Source organism: Arthrobacter sp. 10N44_2 (assembly GCF_056394385.1).
Map to the genome: position 1 here is coordinate 98,998 of NZ_JBFTHT010000014.1, position 21,362 is coordinate 120,359.

The 21,362-nt window shown below is 67.6% G+C and carries 19 protein-coding genes; 8 read left to right on the plus strand and 11 right to left on the minus strand.

Features of this window, described 5'->3' with window-relative positions:
- Positions 1-11: 11 nt before the first annotated feature.
- Positions 12-1,892, plus strand: a complete 1,881-nt coding sequence (locus tag AC1DBX_RS15160) for an alpha-glucosidase (RefSeq protein WP_476932136.1) — start codon at positions 12-14, stop codon at positions 1,890-1,892.
- Between the two features lie 304 nt (positions 1,893-2,196).
- Here the strand turns inward: AC1DBX_RS15160 and AC1DBX_RS15165 are convergent, their stop codons facing one another.
- Together AC1DBX_RS15165 and AC1DBX_RS15170 are read right to left on the minus strand one after the other, a co-directional pair.
- Positions 2,197-2,994, minus strand: coding sequence for an alpha/beta fold hydrolase (locus AC1DBX_RS15165; RefSeq protein WP_476932137.1), 798 nt, complete (start codon positions 2,992-2,994; stop codon positions 2,197-2,199).
- Positions 2,995-3,207: 213 nt separating this feature from the next.
- Positions 3,208-4,134, minus strand: a complete 927-nt coding sequence (locus tag AC1DBX_RS15170; protein WP_476932138.1) for a pullulanase X25 domain-containing protein — start codon at positions 4,132-4,134, stop codon at positions 3,208-3,210.
- Positions 4,135-4,479: 345 nt separating this feature from the next.
- Between AC1DBX_RS15170 and AC1DBX_RS15175 the strand changes: the two genes are divergently transcribed.
- Positions 4,480-5,307: a CPBP family glutamic-type intramembrane protease gene (locus AC1DBX_RS15175; protein WP_476932139.1), complete on the plus strand. Its 828-nt coding sequence runs from the start codon at positions 4,480-4,482 to the stop codon at positions 5,305-5,307.
- A 27-nt stretch (positions 5,308-5,334) separates the two neighbouring features.
- Here the strand turns inward: AC1DBX_RS15175 and AC1DBX_RS15180 are convergent, their stop codons facing one another.
- From AC1DBX_RS15180 to AC1DBX_RS15190, 3 genes are all read right to left on the minus strand, one after another.
- Positions 5,335-7,065: a SulP family inorganic anion transporter gene (locus AC1DBX_RS15180; RefSeq protein WP_476851639.1), complete on the minus strand. Its 1,731-nt coding sequence runs from the start codon at positions 7,063-7,065 to the stop codon at positions 5,335-5,337.
- 227 nt (positions 7,066-7,292) lie between these two features.
- Positions 7,293-7,718, minus strand: a complete 426-nt coding sequence (locus AC1DBX_RS15185; RefSeq protein ID WP_476859734.1) for a DUF302 domain-containing protein — start codon at positions 7,716-7,718, stop codon at positions 7,293-7,295.
- Positions 7,719-7,746: 28 nt separating this feature from the next.
- Positions 7,747-8,004, minus strand: a complete 258-nt coding sequence (locus AC1DBX_RS15190; protein ID WP_476932140.1) for a metal-sensitive transcriptional regulator — start codon at positions 8,002-8,004, stop codon at positions 7,747-7,749.
- Between the two features lie 189 nt (positions 8,005-8,193).
- On the opposite strand from AC1DBX_RS15190, the gene AC1DBX_RS15195 reads away from it, so the two are divergent.
- Positions 8,194-9,603: an MBL fold metallo-hydrolase gene (locus AC1DBX_RS15195; protein ID WP_476932141.1), complete on the plus strand. Its 1,410-nt coding sequence runs from the start codon at positions 8,194-8,196 to the stop codon at positions 9,601-9,603.
- A 96-nt stretch (positions 9,604-9,699) separates the two neighbouring features.
- Complete coding sequence (locus tag AC1DBX_RS15200; RefSeq protein WP_476932142.1) at positions 9,700-11,004, plus strand: MFS transporter; 1,305 nt, start codon at positions 9,700-9,702, stop codon at positions 11,002-11,004.
- Here AC1DBX_RS15200 and AC1DBX_RS15205 read toward each other — a convergent pair.
- The 4 genes from AC1DBX_RS15205 to AC1DBX_RS15220 all read right to left on the minus strand — a co-directional run bounded on the left by AC1DBX_RS15205 (position 11,001) and on the right by AC1DBX_RS15220 (position 13,813).
- Entirely contained in the window at positions 11,001-11,444 is a 444-nt protein-coding gene (locus AC1DBX_RS15205; RefSeq protein WP_230007318.1) for a universal stress protein, read from the minus strand. The two genes, AC1DBX_RS15200 and AC1DBX_RS15205, sit on opposite strands and share 4 nt — an antisense overlap.
- 540 nt (positions 11,445-11,984) lie before the next feature.
- Entirely contained in the window at positions 11,985-12,749 is a 765-nt protein-coding gene (locus tag AC1DBX_RS15210) for a sulfite exporter TauE/SafE family protein (RefSeq protein WP_476932143.1), read from the minus strand.
- On the minus strand, positions 12,746-13,354 hold the full coding sequence (locus AC1DBX_RS15215; protein ID WP_476851645.1) for a rhodanese-like domain-containing protein: 609 nt from the start codon (positions 13,352-13,354) through the stop codon (positions 12,746-12,748). Before AC1DBX_RS15215 ends, AC1DBX_RS15210 begins: the two co-directional genes overlap by 4 nt.
- Positions 13,355-13,510: 156 nt before the next feature.
- Positions 13,511-13,813 carry a rhodanese-like domain-containing protein gene (locus AC1DBX_RS15220; RefSeq protein WP_476851646.1) on the minus strand — a complete coding sequence of 101 codons (303 nt, stop codon included), beginning with the start codon at positions 13,811-13,813 and terminating at the stop codon, positions 13,511-13,513.
- Positions 13,814-14,048: 235 nt separating this feature from the next.
- Between AC1DBX_RS15220 and AC1DBX_RS15225 the strand changes: the two genes are divergently transcribed.
- Together AC1DBX_RS15225 and AC1DBX_RS15230 are read left to right on the plus strand one after the other, a co-directional pair.
- A complete protein-coding gene (locus AC1DBX_RS15225; RefSeq protein WP_476932144.1) occupies positions 14,049-14,414 on the plus strand; it encodes a thioredoxin family protein in 366 nt (121 codons plus the stop codon).
- A gap of 302 nt (positions 14,415-14,716) precedes the next feature.
- Positions 14,717-15,691 (plus strand): aldo/keto reductase, encoded by a 975-nt coding sequence (locus tag AC1DBX_RS15230; RefSeq protein WP_476932145.1) that lies wholly within the window; start codon positions 14,717-14,719, stop codon positions 15,689-15,691.
- 89 nt (positions 15,692-15,780) lie between these two features.
- Here the strand turns inward: AC1DBX_RS15230 and AC1DBX_RS15235 are convergent, their stop codons facing one another.
- Complete coding sequence (locus AC1DBX_RS15235) at positions 15,781-16,842, minus strand: adenosine deaminase (protein WP_476932146.1); 1,062 nt, start codon at positions 16,840-16,842, stop codon at positions 15,781-15,783.
- A gap of 48 nt (positions 16,843-16,890) precedes the next feature.
- Between AC1DBX_RS15235 and uvrA the strand changes: the two genes are divergently transcribed.
- Positions 16,891-19,479 (plus strand): excinuclease ABC subunit UvrA, encoded by a 2,589-nt coding sequence (gene uvrA / locus AC1DBX_RS15240; protein WP_476932147.1) that lies wholly within the window; start codon positions 16,891-16,893, stop codon positions 19,477-19,479.
- A gap of 367 nt (positions 19,480-19,846) precedes the next feature.
- Complete coding sequence (locus AC1DBX_RS15245) at positions 19,847-20,497, plus strand: transglycosylase family protein (RefSeq protein WP_476932148.1); 651 nt, start codon at positions 19,847-19,849, stop codon at positions 20,495-20,497.
- Positions 20,498-20,615: 118 nt separating this feature from the next.
- On the opposite strand, the gene AC1DBX_RS15250 is transcribed toward AC1DBX_RS15245, so the two are convergent.
- Positions 20,616-21,143, minus strand: coding sequence for a hypothetical protein (locus tag AC1DBX_RS15250; protein WP_084476203.1), 528 nt, complete (start codon positions 21,141-21,143; stop codon positions 20,616-20,618).
- Positions 21,144-21,362 lie beyond the last annotated feature (219 nt).

The following is a 21,362-nucleotide window of genomic DNA, read 5'->3' on the forward strand; positions in this document are numbered from 1 at the left end:
GAGGAGTCCCCATGACGGTCGAAGAAGCCCCCACGGAAACACCCAAGGCGACTGCCGGCGACTGGTTCCAACGCGCCGTCGTCTATCAGATCTATCCGCGCAGCTTTGCCGACTCCAACGGCGACGGCATCGGCGACCTCCGCGGAATCATCGGCAGGCTGGACTACCTCCAGCGGCTGGGGGTCGACGTCGTCTGGCTCTCCCCGATCTACACCTCCCCGCAGGACGACAACGGCTACGACATCAGCGACTACCGGAACGTGGACCCGCTGTTCGGTACCCTCGAGGAGCTCCGGGAACTGACCGACGGGCTGCACGCGCGCGGCATGAAGCTGGTGATGGACCTGGTGGTCAACCACACCTCGGACGAGCACCCCTGGTTCGTGGAATCCCGGTCCTCGAAGGAGAACCCGAAGCGCGACTGGTACTGGTGGCGGCCGCCGCGGGACGTCGACGCCGGCGCCTCCCCGCGGCGCAAGGCGGCGGAGCCAACCAACTGGGGCTCGGCGTTCTCCGGGCCCGCGTGGGAGTTCGACCAGGCCACCGGGGAGTACTACCTGCACATCTTTTCGAAGAAGCAGCCGGACCTGAATTGGGAGAATCCGGAGGTCCGCGCCGCGGTCTACGAGATGATGAACTGGTGGCTGGACCGGGGCGTGGACGGGTTCCGGATGGACGTCATCAACTTCATCTCCAAGGACACCTCGCTCCCGGACGGCCCGGTGGCCGACGGCAAGCTCTTTGGTGACGGCTCCCCGTTCTACATCGACGGCCCCCGCATGCACGAGTTCCTGCAAGAGATGCAGCGGGAAGTCTTCGCGAAGCGCACCGGCGAACTGCTCACCGTCGGCGAAATGCCCGGCGTGACCGTGGACGACGCCATCCTGTACACCGACCCAGCCCGGGCCGAGGTGGACATGGTGTTCCAGTTCGAGCACGTGGCGCTGGACCAGGAGGACGGCGACAAGTGGCGGCCCAAGAAACTCCTGCTCACCGAGCTGAAGCGGACCCTGGGCCGCTGGCAGGACGGGCTGGCCGAGACGGGCTGGAACAGCCTGTACTGGGGCAACCACGACCAGGCCCGCGCCGTGTCCCGCTTCGGCGACGACAGCCCCCGATACCGCGAGCTCTCCGCCAAAATGCTGGCCGGCGTCCTGCACCTGCACCGCGGCACGCCCTACGTCTACCAGGGTGAAGAACTGGGCATGACCAACATGACGTTCGGCGCGATCAGCGATTACCGCGACATCGAGGTCCTCAACCACCACCGCGAAGCCACCACGCACCTGGGCCACACCGACGCCGAGGTCCTCGCCGCCCTCGCGCCGCTGAACCGGGACAACGCGCGGACCCCAGTCCAGTGGGACGCCTCCCGGCATGCCGGCTTCACCACCGGGGCACCCTGGATCGCGGTGAACCCGAATGCCAACCACATCAACGCCGCCGCCCAGGTGGATGATCCGGATTCGGTCTACAGCTTCTACCGCCAGGTGATAGCGCTGCGGCATGCGGAACCGGTGGTCTCGCACGGGAACTTCACCATGCTGCTGCCGGATGACCCGCACGTCTATGCGTTCACCCGGGCCCTGACCGGGCCCGGTTCAGCCGTTTCTTCCGGCAGTCCCGCAGACGGTCCCACGGACGGCGCCGGGATTCCGGAGCTGCTGGTGCTGGGCAACTTCTCCGGCGAGGTGCGCGACGCGGACCTCGGGGACGAGGCCTGGGGTGACGCGGAGCTGGTCCTGGGCAACTATCCGGCCGACGCCGACGCCTCCGACGGCGGCTCCGGCCCGGGTTCAGCCGCGGGTGGGGTGCGGGAGGGCCTTTCCGCGGGCGCGGTGCGCCTGCGGCCCTGGGAACTGCAGGTGTTGCGCCTGCGCCGCGGTGCCTGATCGACGATCCTGAACGCCAGCCCACGAAAGGAAGCCACGCATGACTATTCCACCACCCCCCGGCCCCGATCCGTTTCCGCCAGAACCCGGCCCCACGACGCCGCCGCCGGAGCCCGGAGACCCATTTCCGCCGGAACCCGGTCCGGTCACGCCACCGCCGGTTCCGGGGCCCGAGCCGGTACCCGGTCCCGCGCCCACTCCGTCACCGGAACCGGGTCCGTTCCCGACGCCGCCCGGCCCCCTCCCGATTCCGGATCCCGGCCCGGTGCCGCCGCGGCCGGACCCGACCCGGTTCTAGCGGGCGTCACCGCGCGGAGAGTCCGTGCAGGAACCGGCGCACCTCCGCGTTGAAGGCAGCCGGCGCTTCGACGGCCGCCATGTGCCCGACGTCGGGAATCATCACCAGCGTCGAACCAGGGATCCGCCGGTTCATCTCGCGGGCCACGCTCTGCGGCGAGCGGACGTCGTCCGTGCCGTACAGCAGCAGGGTGGGCACCGCGATGGTGGGCAGCACATCGCGGTAGTCGGCGTGGGCGTTCGCGTTCAGCAGTGCCCGCATGCCGCCCGGGTGGAAGTCGGCCATGATGGCGCTGGTTTCCTGCACCGCCGCCTTATCAGCGTGTTCCGTGAACAGCGTGGGCAGCCATACGGGGATGAATTGTTCCGCCGGCTGATCGAGTTCGGCGAGCACCTGCGCATAGCGGCGCTCGACTTCCTCGGGCGGCAAAGATCCGGCCCAACCGGCGTACGCCGAGACCAGCAGCAGCGACGCAGGCACTGACGGATGTGCCCGGTAGAGCTCCAACGCAATGCCGGAGCCCATGGACAGCCCGAGGACGTGCGGCCGGCCGGGAACCGCTTCCCGCAAAAAACCTGCCAGGGCGTCGCCCAGGTCCTGGCCGGTGAAGTCCGGCGGCGGATCGTCCGAGCCGCCGCACCCCGGTGCATCCCAGGCGAAAACCGTGAAGTCAGCCGACAAATCCTCGAGCTGCCGCCGCCAGATGCGGCTGTCTTCGTAGGCGCCGTGCAGCAGGACCAGCGGCGGACCCTGGCCCGCACGCCGGTACCGGATGCGCAGGCCCGCAACCTCGACGGTCTCCATGAGGCAATGCTAGGCCGGGCCGCCGTTCCTCGGCAGGGTTAGGCGGGGCAGACCCAGGCTTGGCGGACTCAGGATGAGCAGGCTCAGGCAGGGCAGGGCAGGGCAGGGTCAGGATGGGCAAACCCGCCCGCGGCGCGCAAATGGCCCTGCAAACACCCGATTTCGGGTGTCGCAGGGTCATTTGCGCGTCGGCAGGACGGTTGCGCGTCGGTGCTACGGCTGGACGATGTCCCGGGTGCGGTGATCGTACTGGATGACCAGGAGGCCGCCGCCGTGGTGGACTTCGTGGTTGGGTCCGTCGAAGACGCCAAATGCACCGTAGTTTTCGTCCCAGGACCGGTTGAGGGCGATCTTGAAGGAGTAGAAGCCGGCGGGAATGTCCGCGGCGATCTTCCAGAGCTGATCCACCTGGTCCAGTTCCATCTGGACTTCGTCGTACTGCGGCGCCCAGTTGGCGGGCGCGCCCAGCAGAATGCTGAAGTCGCCGGCAACCGCGACTGCGTCCGGCTGCTCGATGGTGTCGACGCTGACAGCAGAGGCCGCCGCCGCCGGGGCTTCTGCCGGAGCTGCCGCGGGCTGTGCGGCCTTCGCTGCGGGCTTGCGCTTGCGCACCGCCTTGGCCACGGGGGCCACGGCCTCCTCGATGAGCTTGGCGGCCTTGCCGGCCACCTTGGATGTGGTCGACGGCGCTTCCTCAGCCGTGGCGGCCGGCGCCGTTTCTGCCTTTGCTGCTGTCTTTGCTGCCTTCTCCGGCTTCGCCGGCTTTCCCGCGGGAGCAGTCGGCAGCGGGGTGCCCGCCGGAACGGGAGTGCCGGCGTCGATCGCTGTCGCGAAGATGGCAGGCTCGGCGAAAGCCACCGTGGCGCGCTGGCCGTCGTCGGTGATGGACCAACCGGAGCGGCCCTTAACCAGCCAGCCGGCCTTGACCAGCTTGGCCGTGGCGGTGGTCAGCGTCTTGTGGCCGCGGGGAATGCCGCCACTGAGGAGTTCGCGTTCGTGGTCGTTGAGCGGCACCCGTGCGATTGCCTCGCCCAGCACGGCTCCGGCGTTCAGCTTCTCGCCCGTCCATACCTCCTCTGCCAGAACATCCAGCACGGCCTTAAGCCGAAGGTTGGTGTTTTCCGCGGTGTTCGCGCCCATGGGTCTCCTTTAGAAGCAATTGATCCACCTGCATTTTGCCAAGGAAACCATGGTTTTTGCGAGCGGATCCGGTTAACTCTGTGTGTCGTGACCCACTATGACAGGGCTGGGCGGGGGGCGCGAGGGACCAACTCGGCCCTACCCGCGAGTAGAAAAACAACGCGGGGTCACTTACGGCCCATCGAAGCGCCTCGGACCGGCCGTAAGTGACCCCGCGTTGTTCTCGTGATGCCAGCGGAACGCCGGCTGCGGTCCGCGGAGGGTGCCCGTTTCGGCATTGCTGGATTCGGGGGCGCCCGCGGGCGGACAATGAGCCGTATCCGTCCCTGCTCCCCAGGAGCCGTCATGCCGCGTTTCAAGGTCTGGCTGCAGCGTCACCGCCTCCCGGCGTTCTTTGTCCTGGCGTTCGCGATCTCCTGGTGCTCCTGGCCGCTCTATGCGGCCGGGCTGATGCCGCAGTTCGAATTCCTGCCGATCGGTCCGCTGGCTGCGGCCCTGATGGTCATTGGGCTCGCCGAGGGCAGGGCCGGCTTCCGGGCGTGGGGCCGGCGGCTCATCCGGTGGCGGGTGGGCTGGGTCTGGTACGCCGTGGCCCTCTTCCTCCCGCCGTTGATGGCCTTGGTCACTGGATTCGCGAACATGGCACTCGGCGCCCCTGCACCGGGGCTGGCCCAGGTGACGTGGTCCGGGCTCCTGGCCGTTTTTGCCGTGCGCCTGGTCAATCCGCTGGACGGACCTCTGGGAGAGGAACCCGGTTTCCGCGGGTATGCCCTGCCGCTGCTCCAGGCGAGGTGGGCGCCGCTGCGGTCCGCGGCACTCCTGGGCGTTGTGGTGGCCCTCTGGCACGTTCCACTGGTCGTGTTCGGGCAGCTCAGCCTGATCGGGCTGCCCACCACCTTCGCCATCACTTTCCTCTACGTGTGGCTGTTCAACCGCACTGGCGGAAGCGTACTGCTCACATACCTCTTCCACGACAGTCAAGGCACGTTTACGGTGGGTTCCTTCGGTTTCTCCGGTGCCGAGGCTGGCCGGGCGGAACTGATCTACTTCGCCGTCGTGGTTCTGGCAGTCCTGACCACAGTGGTCCTGGACCGGGGTGCATGGCGTGCGGCGCCTGCCTCCGCCGTCGACTCCGTGCTGCTCACTTCAGGGTCAGATCGTATTCACCGCTAAGGAGGAACCACGTCTGCTCCCCTGCCGTTACTCTTCGGCGCTCCATTGGGCGCCGGTCTGGGCCATGTAGGCGGCAACCGCTGCTTCGGTGGTGGGATAGAAATGCTCCGGCTCGATTTCGCGGGTCAATCCGTACTTTTCGATCTTCTCCCGGGTCCTGTGCTTGACCTCGGCGAACACCAGGGAGATACCCTGCGCGTTCAGTTCGACATCCAGATCGAGCAAGACGTCCGCGGCGGTGGTGTCAACGTCCGTGATCGGCTCGGCCGCGATGACGATCCACCGCGGTTTGGGTTCCGTTCGTGCCAGGTGCCGGATGTTGTCGCGGAACGGCCGGACGTTGGCGAAGAACAACGGGGCGTCCCACCGGTAGATCACCAGGCCGGGCAGGTGCTTCGCATCCGGGTGGACGCGGATGTCGTGAAACCCCTCATAGCCGGGCACCCGCCCGATCACGGTCTCGTACGGCCACCACGCCCGGCGGAAGATGTTCAGGATGGACAGCCCCACCGCAATGCCGATGCCGGGCAGGACGCCCAGGAACGCGACCCCAAGGAAGGCGGCCATGCACAGGTAGAACTCGGTGCGCCTCTGGTGCCAGAGCCGAACCGTTCCGGGAATGTCGGCGAGGGAGATCGACGCCGTCATCACCACGGCCGCCAGTGCCGGCTGTGGCAGGTTCCGGAACAGCCCCGGCAAAAACACCAGCATGAGGAGAATCAGCACGGCGCCCGTCACGCCCGTGAGCTGCGACTTCGAGCCGGAACGTTCAGCGACAGCGGTCCGGGATCCGCTGGTGCTGACCGGGAAGCCCTGGAAGAGGCCCGCGGCCAGGTTCGCGGCACCGATCCCGATCATCTCCTGGTTGCCGCGGATTTCCTGCCCGGTGCGTGCGGCGAACGCCGTCGACGTCGAGATCGTGTCCGTCAAGGACACCAGCGCAATACCGAGGGCCCCGGCGAACATCAGCCCGAGGTCCGCGAAGTCCACCTGGGGAATGGTGAACGGCGGGAATCCCCGCGGGAGTTCCCCGACCAGCGAGACGCCCTTTGCGGCCAGATCGAAGACCGCCGTGGCCGCGATCGCGGCGACCACCATGACGAGTACCGCCGGGACCTTGGGCAGCCACCGCTGCAGAACCAGTATCAGCACAATCCCGCCGATGCCGACCGCCGCCGCGGCGACCACAGTCTCGCCATTGGCCACGCCCTCGACGAATCCGACCAGGTCGCCAATGAAGTTTTCGCTTTCGATCTTGAACCCGAAGAGCTTCGGGAGCTGGCCCACCAGGATGGTGATCGCGAGACCATTCATGTAGCCGATCATCGTCGGCTTGGAGATGAGGTCGGCGATGAAGCCGAGCTTGGCCACGGACGCCAAGACCATGATGGCGCCGACCATGAGGGCAAGCATCGACGCGAGCGCGATCGCCTTCTGCGGGTCGCCGTCGGACGCGACAAGGGGCAGGACCGTCGCGGCGATCATGGGCCCGAGGGCAGAGTCGGGCCCCAGGACCAGGATGCGGGACGGGCCAAAGACCGCGTAGGCGAGCAGGCAGAGGATGCTCGTGTACAGCCCGGTGATCGGCGGCAGCCCCGCCAGCTCGGCATAGGCCATGCCCTGCGGAACGAGCAACGTCGTCAGGACAACCCCGGCAACGATGTCCTTGCCGAACCAGTCCTTATGGTACGTAGCCACGGCATTGAGTCCGGGCGCCGCCTGGCGCAGCCAGCCCTTGCGCTCGCGGGTCTTCGTCATATCTGCACTCTGCCGCCCGCCCCCGCCCCGCGCATCCCCCGGCAAGGGTGAGCCGGGGCCAGCCGTGGCGGCGTCTACTGACAACGCGGGCGTGCACGCACAACTCTTCCACCCTCGGATCCCCCCGGAACAACTCCAGAGGCTGCCATCCAAACGGTAGTGTTGATGCCTCAGCACCGGCCGGCGGCCCGGCCGGGCATCTTGATGCCGTCGAGGCGTCGGGTGCTTCAGTTCCCCGGGATTTCTGCGCCGCTGAGTGTGTGCAGGGCGGCGCGGAGCCGGGTGTCGGCGTCGTTGGCGACGTCGCGGACGGCGGGGCTGTTGCTGAGCTTCACCATGGTTTGCGGGTCGATGGCCTGGATGGTGGTCTCGGCGGCGTCCTTGCCCCGGCGGACGACGACGTTGCAGGGCAGCAGCGCGCCCATGTCCGGTTCCGCGGAGAATGCCCGACTGGCCAGGGCCGGGTTGCAGGCGCCCAGGATCATGTAGTCGCCGAGCTCCTCGGCGGCACCGGCGCCGAGTTTGGCCTCAAACGTGGCTCGGACGTCGATCTCCGAGAGAATGCCGAAGCCTTGTCCGGCGAGGGCCTCACGGGTGCGCTGCACAGCCTCTTCCCAGGTCAGCGGGACCGTGACGGTATGCGTATAGCTCATGGCTGCTCCTGCGGTAATAGTGGCGGCATCAGGCAAGGGACAGGAAGAGCTTTTCCAGATCCTTGGTATCCATGCTCGTGTCCCCGCGGAGAAGGCACTGCTCGAGGCCGCTCGCGATGATGGCGAAGCCTGCCCGGTCCAAAGCCTTCGAGACAGCGGCGAGCTGGGTGACGATGTCCTTGCAGTCCTTCCCCTCCTCGAGCATGCGCGTGACGCCGGCGAGCTGTCCCTGGGCGCGCTTGAGCCGGTTGATGATCGGGGTGAGTTCGGTCGAATCAAGTTCCATGGCGGGCTCCAAAGGTGGGCGGTACTTTGCCAATTGTATACCCCGGCGGGTATAACGGCCAGCAGTGGGAAGCCGGCAGCCAGCCTGCCGCATGCCGGTTGCAAGATACCCCCAGGGGTATTATCGTTGTGGGTAGACCGACGGAGAATCCCCTCCCGGAAACTCCCCCGCCCAGCGAAAGAGAGCCCCATGCTTATCGAGCGTATTTACGACGAAGACCTCGCCCAGGCCAGCTATTTCATTGGCTGCCAGGCCAAGGGTGAGGCGGTCGTTGTTGACCCGCGCCGCGACATCGCCGTGTACCGCTCCCTGGCCGCGGCCAACGGGATGAAGATCGTGGCCGTCACCGAGACCCACATCCACGCGGACTTCCTGTCCGGCACCCGCGAACTCGCCGCCGCGACCGGCGCCACCGCCTACGTCTCCGGCGAGGGCGGGGACGACTGGCAGTTCGGCTTCCAGGCCGAACGCCTCAACGACGACGACGTGATCACCCTGGGCAACATCACCGTCAAGGCCCTGCACACTCCGGGCCACACCCCGGAACACCTGTCCTTTCTGATCACCGACGGCGCGTTCGCCGACACCCCCGGCTATCTGCTCTCCGGTGACTTTGTCTTCTCCGGGGACCTGGGGCGCCCGGACCTGCTGGACGAGGCCGCGGGCGGCATCGACACCCGCTTCGCCGGCGCCAAGCAGCTGTTCGCCAGCCTGCGCGATAAGTTCCTGACCCTGCCCGACCACGTCCAGGTGCACCCCGGCCACGGGGCCGGCAGCGCCTGCGGCAAGGCCCTCGGCGCCATCCCCTCCAGCACGGTCGGCTACGAACGGCTCTACGCCTGGTGGGGACCCTACCTGGCCGCCAACGACGAGGAGGGCTTCATCGCCGAACTCCTCGACGGCCAGCCCGACGCGCATGCCTACTTCGGCCGGATGAAGCGCGAGAACCGGGAGGGCCCGGCAGTGATGGGCGAACGCGCCCCCCTGAGCGAACTCGCCACCGAAACTGTTGCCCAGGGCCTCGCCGCTGACGCCATGACGTTCGTGGACACCCGCTCGAACGCAGAAGTCCACGAAGGCACCGTCACCGGTTCCCTGAACATCCCCTTCGGCAAGTCCACCGCCAGTTTCGGCGCCTGGGTGGTCAACCCCGAAACCGACAAGAACCCGCTCGTACTCCTGGCCCCCAGCCAGGCCGCCGCGCAGGAAATGTGGGACCACCTGGTCCGCGTCGGCATCGACGACATCGCCGGCTACGTCACAGGCCTCGAAGGCCTCCCCGCCAGCACCCCCAAGCTCATCCAGCCTGAAGAACTGGATGGCTTTGAGGCCGCGATGGTCCTGGACGTCCGCAACCGCACCGAACACGCCGCAGGACACATCCCCGGCTCCCACCAGCTCAGCGGCGGCCGCGTGATGTGGAACCTGGACCAGCTCCCCTCCGAAGGCACCATCGTGTCCTACTGCCAGAGCGGGGTCCGGAACTCCGTCGCGGCCAGCGCCCTGCGCCGGGCCGGCTACGACGTCGTCGAACTCGACGGCAGCTACGCCGGATGGGCCGCCTGGCAGCAGGCTCGGGAATCTGTTTCCAGCAACTGATCGCGGCACGACCCGAAGTAATTAATTGACAGCGTTGGCGGCGGCCGGGACACCCGGCCGCCGTCGACGCATGTCCCGGACAACTGGAGTTCAGAGATGACGCCCGGCAACACCCCGTCACCGCAAGGCCGCGCAGTCCGGCGGGAACGCCCACAGCGCACCGGCATCACCCTGGGCCTGCGTCAGAACCTGGCCCAGTTCATACTCCTGGTCGCCGTCAATGCCCTAGTCGGCGGCACCCTCGGCCAGGAACGCACCGTGCTGCCGCTGCTGGCGGACCAGGTCTTCCACCTTGACCTCTACACGTCCGCCCTGACCTATATCGTGGCCTTCGGACTCGCCAAGGCCGGCACCAATTACTTCGCCGGCACCCTCTCGGACCGTTACGGCCGAAAACCCGTCCTTGTGACCGGCTGGCTCATCGCCATCCCCGTGCCGCTACTGCTGATCTTCGGAACCTCCTGGGGTTGGATCGTTGCCGCCAACGTGATCCTCGGCATCAGCCAGGGCCTCACCTGGTCCACCACTGTGGTCATGAAGATGGACCTCGTCGGACCCTCCCGGCGCGGCCTGGCGATGGGCCTGAACGAGGCTGCCGGCTACCTCGGCGTCGCCGGGACCGCCCTGGCCACCGGCTACATCGCCACCAACTACGGGCTCCGCCCTGGGCCGTTCCTGCTCGGCGCCGCCTACATCGCCCTGGGACTGGGCCTGTCCGTTCTGGCCGTGAAGGAAACCCGAGGCTACGCCAGAGTGGAGGCCGCCAACCACACGGCCGCCCACGCTGCCGCCCACGGGGAACTAAGCAACCGGGAGATCTTTACCCTCACCAGTTTCCGGGACAAGTCCCTGTCCTCGGTCAGCCAGGCCGGCATGGTCAACAACCTCAACGACGGCCTCGCCTGGGGCCTGTTTCCGCTCCTTTTTGCCGCCGCCGGGCTGAGCATCGAGAAGATCGGCATCCTGGCCGCCGTCTACCCTGCCGTCTGGGGCGCCGCGCAGCTCGTCACCGGAGCCATGTCGGACAAATACGGCCGTAAAAGGCTGATCGTCGGGGGCATGCTAGTCCAGGCCGTAGCGCTCGGCATCGTTACCCTCGGCACCGGCTTCGGGGTCTGGTTCGCCGCCGCCGCTCTCCTCGGTCTCGGAACAGCCATGGTCTACCCCACCCTGCTCGCCGCCATCGGCGACGTCGCCCATCCGCAGTGGCGCGCACGCTCGGTGGGAATCTACCGGCTCTGGCGCGACGGCGGCTTCGCCGTCGGCGCCCTGCTCTCCGGCATTCTCGCGGACGCCTACGGCATCCCCGCTGCCGTCGCCGTCGTCGCGGCGCTCACCGCGTTGTCGGGAATCCTCGTGGTCGTCCGGATGCGCGGCACCGACCACAAACCTGCAATCTAAGGAACCGCCCTGGCACCGGTACGGACCACCAGCACAGGACAATGGGCATGGTGCACCGCATGGCTCGATACCGACCCCAGCCGCATTTCGGCGAAGCCGCCACGACCCCGCGATCCGACCACCAGGAGATCGGCCCCAGCCGCAGCCTTCAGGAGCACCTCCGCGGTATGCCCCTCCTTCACTTCACCGGTGACCGCAACACCGGACCCGGATGCCCGCCGCAGCGCATCAGCGTGCACATTCCGGGCGTTGTCGCCGAAGGCTTCATGGTCCTCAGCCTTGCCAGCGGCATCCCCGAGGAGGGGGTAGTGCCATGCTGTGACAACGTGAACCTGCCCGGCTCTCAGCCGGGCTTCCTGAAGGGCCCATTCCAGAGCTGCCAGTGACGAGTCCGACCCGTCGACCCCAACAACAACCCGGAAGACCGCCTCTGCCGCCATCGAGCCTCCCGCTACGCGTCTGCCTGGCACAACGTCGTGCCGCACGGCCCACGATCCTCCCGCTGCGCAGTGGAATCAAGGGGATAACTCGGCTGGAGCCGGACGCGGTGGCGATGCTGCGCCCAGACCGTTGGCGGCCTCAAAAACACTCCCTCGAAGGCTGCCTTGGCGCCGGCCCGCGGGGCTGCCGCTCTATCTCGCGGTGAAGTCGTCAGCCGCATAAATACCCTAGGGGGTATACTGATGAGACTATCCACCTATGCAAGGGAGCAACCAGATGTGCCGTGCGGTGACATGTAAGAAATGCCAGAAGACCACATGGGCAGGCTGCGGCCAGCACGTCGACCAGGTCATGCGCGGGGTTCCGAGCTCCCAGCGTTGCCGCGGGCACGAGCAGGAAAAGTCGACGGGCAAGGGCTTCTTCGCGAAGCTGTTCGGGCGGTAGGTCGACCCTGCCGGCGCCCAAGCACAGGCGTTGAGGAAGGGAAGGCGCCGGAGGACATGTCCTCCGGCGCCTTTTTTCACGTTCCCTGGCGCCCCTCAGGACAGGAGCGCCTGCACAGCGACGTAGGCGGCGATCACCAGCACCAGGATTCCAAAGCCACGCTTGAGGATCCTGTCCGGGATGCCGGTGCCGATCCGCCCTGCCGCGAGTGAGGCGGCCATCGCGGTGACGGCGAAGGCCGCCGTGACGGCCCAGTCGATCTGCAGATCACCCAGATGGGCGGCGAAGCCGGCGGCCGAGTTGATCACGATGATCACGAGGGAAGTTCCAACAGTCAGCGCCATCGGGAGTCCGAGAGCCAGGGTGAGTGCCGGGACGATCAGGAAGCCGCCCCCGACGCCGAGTAGACCGGTCAGGAACCCGACGACGGCGCCGGTGGCGATCGCCTTGGGCAGGCAGCTGCGCCAGTTGACGCCGCCGCCGGGCAGCGCGCAGGCGCCGCCGACGGATGTCGACGGCATCAGCATCCGGATGCCGGCGAAGACCATGATCGCGGCAAAAGCCAGCAGCAGGACCTTCGGGTCCAGCAACCTGTTGACCATCGCGCCGAGGTAGGCCGTCACGGTGCCTGCGGCGCCGATGATCAGCGCCAGTCTCCAGTTCACCCCATTCCGCAGCCGGGGCAGCACCGCGACGGCGGAGGATGCGCCGACGACGACCAGCGACGTCGGGATCGCCGCCGCAAGCGGCAGCCCCACGCCATAGACCAGGGCGGGCACGGCGAGGATGGATCCGCCGCCTCCGACCAGGCCCAGCAGGCCACCGACGATCAGCCCGAACGCCGCCGCGGAAATGATCATGCCTTCGCGTCCAGGCTCTTCAGGGCCTGGTGCGCGGTGGGCTCGTTCGCGGAGCGGTTCCACGGCATCTTGGAGAGCATCTGACCCATGGCACAGCTGTTAGTGGCCGCGGAGAACGTCAGGCCGGCACCGATGCCGCCGGCAATTAGGCCTAGTTTGGGCGAGATGAACTTGCTGCCGAGCATGCCGGCAAGGACAAGGGAGCCGGCGGTCATCCGGACCTGGCGTTCCAGGGCCCAGGTGCCACGGCCGCGGACGACGTTCCCGCCGGCGGCCGCGTAGGCGGGGACCCCGCCAGACAGAACGCTGGCACTGGCCAGGCCTACGGCGTCCAGGTGCTTGCGGGCCTGCTCGGCCCGGTTACCGGATTGGCAGACGAGGACCACGCGGGTACCCATTTTTGCCGCGAATTCTTCCGCGTGTTCGCTGAGCATGGACAGCGGCACATGGTACGAGCCATTGATGTGCATGGCATCGAACTCTGCGCCGCTGCGCACATCAATGACCATGAGATCGTCGTGGTTATCTTCCCAGGCCTTCAGGGTCGAGGCATCGATTGACTTGGGAGCGCTAAGAACAGGGGTGGTCGTATTCAAGGAATTCATGATCTCTTTCGGTATTTCTTGGAGCATTTCTTGTGGCGGCCCGCTACTACGCAAAGCCGCCCTCCACCGCCCGGTTCGCCACGTCAGGGACACGGTCCGGGCAAATGGAAGCCCGGGCGGCGCTTGGGGGCGTGCCGCCCGGGCAGTCTGGTGGGGTCAGGCGGTCGGGAATCCCGCGGCAGTCCAATCAAGCATTCCGCCGGGCACGGTGTAAGCCGTGTAGCCTGCGGCCGCCAGCTGGTCAGCCGCTGCCGCACTGCGGCGTCCGCTGCGGCACACGGCGATGACCGGACGGGACTTGTCCAGGTCGCTGAGGCGGCCGGCCAGTTCGCCCAGGGCAATGTGCGTGGCACCGGGGATCATGCCTTCGGCGATTTCAGCGGGTTCGCGCACATCCACGATCTGGGCATCGCTGCCGGTCTTGAGCTGTTCCGCGAGCTGCTGCGGGGTGATTTCCATGTGCTGGACCTTTCGGTAGGACTGGCCTGTTGAGCGGAAAAATGTTGAGCGGCAAAATGCGGGACCAGGGGTTGCCCGGGAAAGACCCGCGCCGGCGTAGGTCAGGCGCAGGAAAAGTGTGCGGATATCCTCCCGGGCGGCCATCTTTCCCTCTCCATCATGATACCCCCTGGGGTATAAATGCAAACCCGGTGCCGCGCTTGCTGATATACCCCCGGGGGCACAATATTTTGCCATGGCAACCATCGACATTTCCGAGAAAACCTTCAACGACACCATCACCGGCAACGGCATCGTGCTGGTGGACTTTTGGGCAGCCTGGTGCGGCCCGTGCCGGATGTTCGCCCCCACGTTCAGCAAGGCGTCCGACAACCACACGGACGTCGTCTTCGCGAAGGCGGACACGGAGGCCGAGCCCGGCCTCTCCGCCGCCGCCCGCATCACCTCCATCCCCACCCTGATGGCCTTTAGGGACGGGATCCTCGTCTTCTCGCAGCCCGGGGCAATGAACGCGGCCGGGCTGGAACAGCTCATCACCGCCATCAAGGACCTGGATATGGACGAGGTCCGGGCGAAGATGGCAGCCGCCCCGGCGTCGTAGGGATCAAGCGGCCCCCAGCCATTGCCTGGGCGATCGCCCTCGCATGCTCGTACTGACGATCCGCGGGTCCGGAAGTCTACAGCCGTTCTGGCTGGGTCGGATGGCATACGCCGTTTTCGCTCCCGGGCCGGACCGGCATTACGCGAGCCATTGAGCACCGAGCCAAAGCGGGCCTCCCGTTGTGTCCCCGGGCCGATGGGCCTAAAGTTGCGGTCTGCCCACTGCGCGCCGGCCCGCCGCTGAACATGCGCCGGATCAGGTGCCGGACAAGGCGTCCCACCGTTCCCGTTGAGGAGATATCTATGGAAACCCGCACACTCGGTTCACTCACCGTCTCAGCCCTGGGATTGGGCTGCATGGGCATGAGCGAGTTCTACGGCCACGGCGAGGACAACGAGTCCATCGCCACCATCAAGGCGTTTCTCGACGCCGGCGGAAGCCTGCTCGACACCGCTGACATGTACGGCCCTTTCACCAATGAGGAGCTTGTGGGCCGGGCCATCGCGGGCCGGCGCGACGACGTCGTCCTGGCCACCAAATTCGGCAACGAACGGCGGCCCGACGGATCCTGGGTGGGCATCAACGGCTCCCCCGACTACGTGCGCGCCGCTTGCGATGCCAGCCTGCAGCGGCTGGGCGTGGACCACATCGACCTGTACTACCAGCACCGGGTGGACAAGACAGTCCCGATCGAGGAAACCGTCGGGGCCATGGCGGAGCTGGTCCAGGCCGGCAAGGTCCGGCACCTTGGCCTGTCCGAGGCCAGCGCCGACACCGTGCGCCGGGCCCACGCGGTGCACCCCATCACCGCCCTGCAGACCGAATACTCGCTGTGGGAGCGCGAGCCGGAGACCAAGGTCTTCCCGGTCCTCGCCGAGCTCGGCATTGGCTTTGTGCCGTACAGCCCGCTGGGCCGTGGATTCCTGACCGGCCAGTTCCGCAGCCCCGAGGACTTTGCCGCGGACGATTTCCGCCGGCACTCACCGCGCTTCCAGGGCGAGAACTTTGACCGAAACCTGCAGCTCGTGGACCGGGTCAAGGAGCTCGCGGACGCGAAGGGCTGCACCCCGGGGCAACTGGCGCTGGCCTGGCTGCTGGCCCAGGGCGAGCACATCGTTCCCATCCCCGGCACCAAGCAGGTCAACCGGCTGCGGGAGAACCTGGGCGCTGCCGACGTCGAACTCTCCGCCGAGGACCTGGCGCGCCTGGACGAACTGGCTCCGGCCGGGGTGGCAGCCGGGGCGCGCTACCCGCACATGGACTCGATCGACGTCTAAACCGGCCGTTCGACAGCCAACGCGGGGTCACTTACGGCCCGTCCGGGGCCTCCGGATGGGCGCGTAGTGACCCCGCGTTGCTTGGGTGGTTAGTGTCCGGACGCGGCGAGCTCGGCCAGCAGCTCGGCCTTGCGTTCCTCGCTCGCGAAGGAGGACCGGATCGAGTTCGCGGCCATCCGGACGCAGTCGAACTCGGACAGGCCGATCACCGATTTCAGCTGCGCGAAGTTGTCGTCCACGTACCCGCCGAAATACGCCGGGTCGTCCGAGTTCACGCAGACGTTCAGCCCCGCCGCGAGCATCGCCGGAAGTGGGTGCCCGTCCAGGGTGTCCACCGCGCGGAGCCTGACGTTGGACAGCGGGCACACGGTCAGCGGCATGAGCTCGTCCACGAGCCGTTCCACGAGCTCCGGGTCCTCCATGCAGCGGATGCCGTGATCGATCCGCTCCACGTCGAGGAGGTCCAGCGCGTCGATGATGTACGACGGCGGGCCCTCCTCGCCGGCGTGCGCGATCCGGTGCAGCCCGGCGTCCTTGGCCCGGGCGAAGAGCCGCTCGAATTTGGCCGGCGGGTTGCCCACCTCGGCGGAATCGAGCCCGATGCCGGCGATCGGGGCGCCCATGGCGAGCAGCTGCTCCAGCACCTCGAGGGCGGAGTCCTCGGTGAGGTCGCGCAGGAAGGCCGCGATCAGGAGGGTGGAGATGCCGAACTCTTCGCGGGATCCGGCCAGCACCGAGGCCACGCCGTTGACGCACGTCTGCAGCGGTATCCCGCGGGACAGGTGGGCCTGCGGGTCCAGCATGATCTCGGCGTGCCGGACCCCGGCGAGCGCCGCCCGGGTCAGGTAGGCGCGGGTCATGTCGGCGAAGTCCTGCTCCGTCTGCAGCACGGCCATGTTGGCGTAGTACAGGTCCAAAAAGGATTGCAGGTCAGTGAACTCGTAGCGCGAGCGCAACTCGTCCAGGTCCGCATAGGGCAGTGCGATCCCGTTGCGTTCCGCCAGCGCGAAGATCAGCTCCGGTTCCAGCGTTCCCTCGATGTGCAGGTGCAGCTCGGCGACCGGGAGCGGGAGGGGTTCGCCCGCCTCCGGCTCGTCCGGTTCTTCCGGCTGTTCCGCTGTCAACTGGGCATCGCCGTCGTGTGTTTCCATCCGGTAAGGATATGCCCGGCGCTCCCCGGAGCGGATAGAGTCGAACCAATGCAAAGTAAACAGCATGCTTCCCATTTGCCGCGCCCGGCCGGCCGGGACCTAATTCCTGATCTCGCTCCAGGCAATCCGACGGACGGTTTTGTCCGGGTGCGCGGCGCCCGTGAGAACAACCTGCGCAACGTGGACGTGGACGTGCCCCGCGACGCAATTGTCGCCTTCACCGGCGTCTCCGGCTCGGGCAAGTCCTCCCTCGCGTTCGGCACCATCTATGCCGAGGCGCAGCGCCGCTACTTCGAATCCGTGGCCCCCTACGCCCGCCGGCTCATCCAGCAGGGCCACAACCCCAAGGTGGAAATGATCACCGGGCTGCCGCCCGCCGTCGCGCTCCAGCAGCGCCGCGGGACGCCGAGCTCGCGCTCCACGGTGGGCACCCTCACCACGCTGTCCAACTCTTTGCGCATGCTCTTCTCCCGCGCCGGCAGCTATCCGGACGGCGCCGGCCCGCTGGACTCGGACGCGTTTTCGCCGAACACGGCCGCCGGCGCGTGCCCGGAGTGCCACGGCCTGGGGATCGCGCACACCGTCACCGAGTCCTCCCTGGTCCCGGACACTTCGCTGAGCATCCGCGACGGCGCCATCGCCGCCTGGCCCGGGGCCTGGCAGGGCAAGAACCTGCGCGACATCCTCACCCACTTGGGCCACGACGTCGACACCCCCTGGCGGAAGCTGCCCAAAAAGGACCGCGACTGGATCCTGTTCACCGAGGAACAACCCGTGGTGGAGGTGACGCCCCAGCGCGACCGCGTGGCCAAGCCGTACAAGGGCCGGTTCTGGAGCGCCAGGAGCTATGTGCTGCATACGCTCGCCGATTCCAAGAGCACCACAATGCGCGAGAAGGTGCTGCGCTTCATGGAAACCGGCCCGTGCCCGGTCTGCAGCGGCAGCGGCCTGACCCCGGCCGCGCTCGCCGTCACCTTCGCCGGGCACACCATCGCCGAGCTCAACGCCGTCCCCATGACCGAACTGGCGGACATCATCCGCCCCACCACCGAACTCACGGAGGCCGGCACCGCCTCCCGGAAGCAGTCATCCGGCGAGGGCAACGAGGTGGCCGTCGCCATCACCCGCGACCTCCTGCAGCGCGTCACCGTGCTGCTGGACCTCGGCCTGGGCTACCTGGCGCTGGGCCGGTCCACGCCCACGCTCTCCCCCGGGGAAATGCAACGGCTCCGGATCGCCACCCAGCTCCGCTCCGGGCTGTTCGGCGTGATCTACGTGCTGGACGAGCCCTCCGCCGGACTGCACCCCGCCGACGCCGAGCCCCTCCTCGCAGTCCTGGACCAGCTCAAGTCTTCCGGCAACTCGGTGTTCGTGGTGGAGCACAACATGGACATCGTCCGCCGCGCCGACTGGCTGGTGGATGTCGGTCCCCGCGCCGGTGAAGGCGGCGGCGAGGTGCTCTACAGCGGCCCCGTGGCCGGTCTCGCCGAGGTGGACGCGTCCGTGACCCGGCCGTTCCTGTTCCCGGACGGTTCGGCGGGTTCGGACGACGGCGGCCGTTCCGCCGCCAGCGGTACCCGGCGGGAAGCGGCCGGCTGGCTGGAACTGCGCGACATCAGCCGCCACAACCTGCGCAAACTCGACGCCGACTTCCCGCTCGGCGTGCTGACCGCGGTCACGGGCGTCTCCGGCTCCGGCAAATCCACGCTGGTCAGCCAGGTCCTGGCCGAGGTGGTCGGCGCCAGGCTGCACCCGGAGCCAGACGCTGCCAAGGCCCCCGAGGACCTGGAGGCCGACGCCGGTGAGTCCACCGGGCCGCTCAGTGTCGGACCGGTCTCAGGCCTGGACCAGCTGGACCGGCTCGTCAAGGTGGACCAGAAACCGATCGGCCGCACTCCGCGCTCCAACCTCGCCACTTACACCGGCCTCTTCGATGCGGTCCGCAAGGAGTTCGCGGCCACGGACGAGGCCAGGGCGCGGGGCTTTGGTGCCGGCCGCTTCTCCTTCAACGTTGCCGGCGGCCGCTGCGAGACCTGCCAGGGCGAGGGCTTCGTCGCCGTCGAACTGCTGTTCCTGCCCGGCAGCTACGGCCCCTGCCCCGAGTGCCATGGCTCGCGCTATAACCCGGAAACCCTTGAAGTGACGTATAAGGGCAAAAACGTGGCGGAGGTGCTGGGCCTGACGGTCAATGCCGCCGCGGAGTTCCTCGAAGGGGTACCGGCAGCGGCGCGCAGCCTGCAAACACTGCGCGAGGTGGGCCTGGGCTATCTCCGCCTCGGCCAGCCGGCAACCGAGCTGTCCGGCGGCGAGGCCCAGCGCATCAAACTCGCCACCGAACTGCAGCGTGCCCAGCGCGGCCACTCCCTCTACCTGCTGGACGAGCCCACCACCGGCCTGCACCCGGCCGATGTCCAGCTCCTCATGGCCCAACTGCACCGGCTCGTGGACGCCGGCAACACCGTCATCGTGGTGGAACACGACATGGATGTGGTGGCCGCAGCGGACTGGGTGATCGACCTCGGCCCGGCCGGTGGCGACGCGGGCGGCGAGATCGTGGCGATCGGGACCCCGGCCGCCGTCGCGGGCTCCACGGAGAGCCGGACGGCTCCGTACCTGGCCGCAATGCTCGGAAGCTGATCCACGCGGGGCGCGGGCGTTGGCGTCGATGCGGCCAGCGGGCCCTGGGGACGCGGGGGCGGCGTCAACGCGGCCGGCGGGGCGCGGGCGGCGGAGTCAATGCGGGCAGCGGGTCACGGACGTCGGCGTCAACGCGCGCCGGATGATAACGGCAGAAGCAGGGAAAGTAACGTCTTGATAACGGCGCGGGGCTGACTTAGCCTAGTGTCCATGCCCGGCAACCGGGTATTGCATGCCCGGTGCTACCACCACCAGATACTGCCCGACCGGTAGACACCGCTATGACCTCTATTGTCAGGGGCGGGCAGTGGCGTAAAAACGTCCGGGGACGGACCGAGCGCTGGTGGGCCTCAGGAGCATCTAAACCATGAAGAAATCAACCTATGGCACTGCCGCGCGCCGCGGCGTCACTTTTGCGGCCGTCTCAATTGCAGGCGTCGCCCTGTCCGCCTCGGCCGCGAACGCGGCCATACCGGCCACAGCCCCTGCCTCCACGTGGGACTCGCTGGCCCAATGCGAAAGTGGCGGGAATTGGGCCACCAACACAGGAAACGGATACGCGGGCGGGCTGCAATTCAGCGCCAGCACGTGGGCGGCCCATGGCGGCACGGGATCTCCGGCCAATGCCAGCCGTGCGCAACAGATCGCCGTCGCCGAGAAAGTGCAGGCCAGCCAGGGCTGGGGCGCGTGGCCAGCCTGCGCCGCCAAACTGGGACTGCGCGGCGGCGCCGCGGCTCCGCAGAGTGCAGCCACATCACAGCGGCCCGCCGCGATTCCCGTCGCAGCCAAGGCCCCCGCCAGATACGCCCCCAACACAGCCGTGCCGGCACCCCGCCACGTTGCACCGGTGTCCGTAAGCGGCCAGACCTACACCATCCGGAGCGGCGAAACCCTGAGCACGATCGCCGGGAAGCTCAACATCGCCGGAGGCTGGCACGCGCTGGCCGACGCCAACACGGCGACCATCAGCAACCCCCATCTGGTGTTCCCGGGCCAAGTGCTGCAGCTGCCCGCATAGGGCGGTTACAGCACTTGGCGTACAGCACGACACACAGCACGACGCCGGAGCGATCCCGCAAGGGGACGCTCCGGCGTCGTGGTGCTTCAGTGAGCCCCACTGGCTCAGCCGTGCGGGCTCAGGCGGCCTGCGGGATTTCGCGGATAATCCGCACTTTCCAGGCGGCGTCGTCGCTCGTGTCCAGCAGGGCCACCGTGCCCATGGCCAGATGCAGCGCTACCCGTTTCGCGGCGAGGAGCTCAAGGTAAAGGCTTTCGTTCATCCGGGCCGGGGCGTCAATGACGTACTTCACGGCGTCGCGGACTTTGCGATAGTTGGCGCTCCGCTCCCGGTGAAGGTGCAATTCCAGCATCCGGCGCTGCTTGATCCTGGGCTCGTGGCGGTTCAGCCAGGACACCGCGGCGTGGACGGCTACCACCAGGGTCAGTGAGATGACGTAGATCTCCCAGCCACTCGAGAGCAGGAACAGGGGCAGGTTGGCGATCGCCACCGCGGCGATGAAGAGGCGGAGGGCCACCAGGCGCCGCATGGTGAGGGCCACTCCAGCCATAGCCGCGCGGAACCCGCGCTGCTCGTCGCGGGCGGCAACCGGATCCAGCGTGAATTCCTCCAGCACCACTATCCCGTGGGCGTCGGGGCTGAGCATTTGTCCGTACTTAGGCACGAACGGCGCCGGTGCCACCCTTACTGTTGGCGGCTCTGCTGTAAAAGGCAACGCAGTAATGGGCTCCGCTGACTTGGGCTCTGCTAGAGATGGTTCTGCTGAATAAGGCTCTGCTGAATAAGGCTCTGCTTGATAGGGCATGGGCGTGTCTTCCGTGGCGGCGGGAGTGGTTCATGTTATTTTAGCCGCTCCCCAGCACGC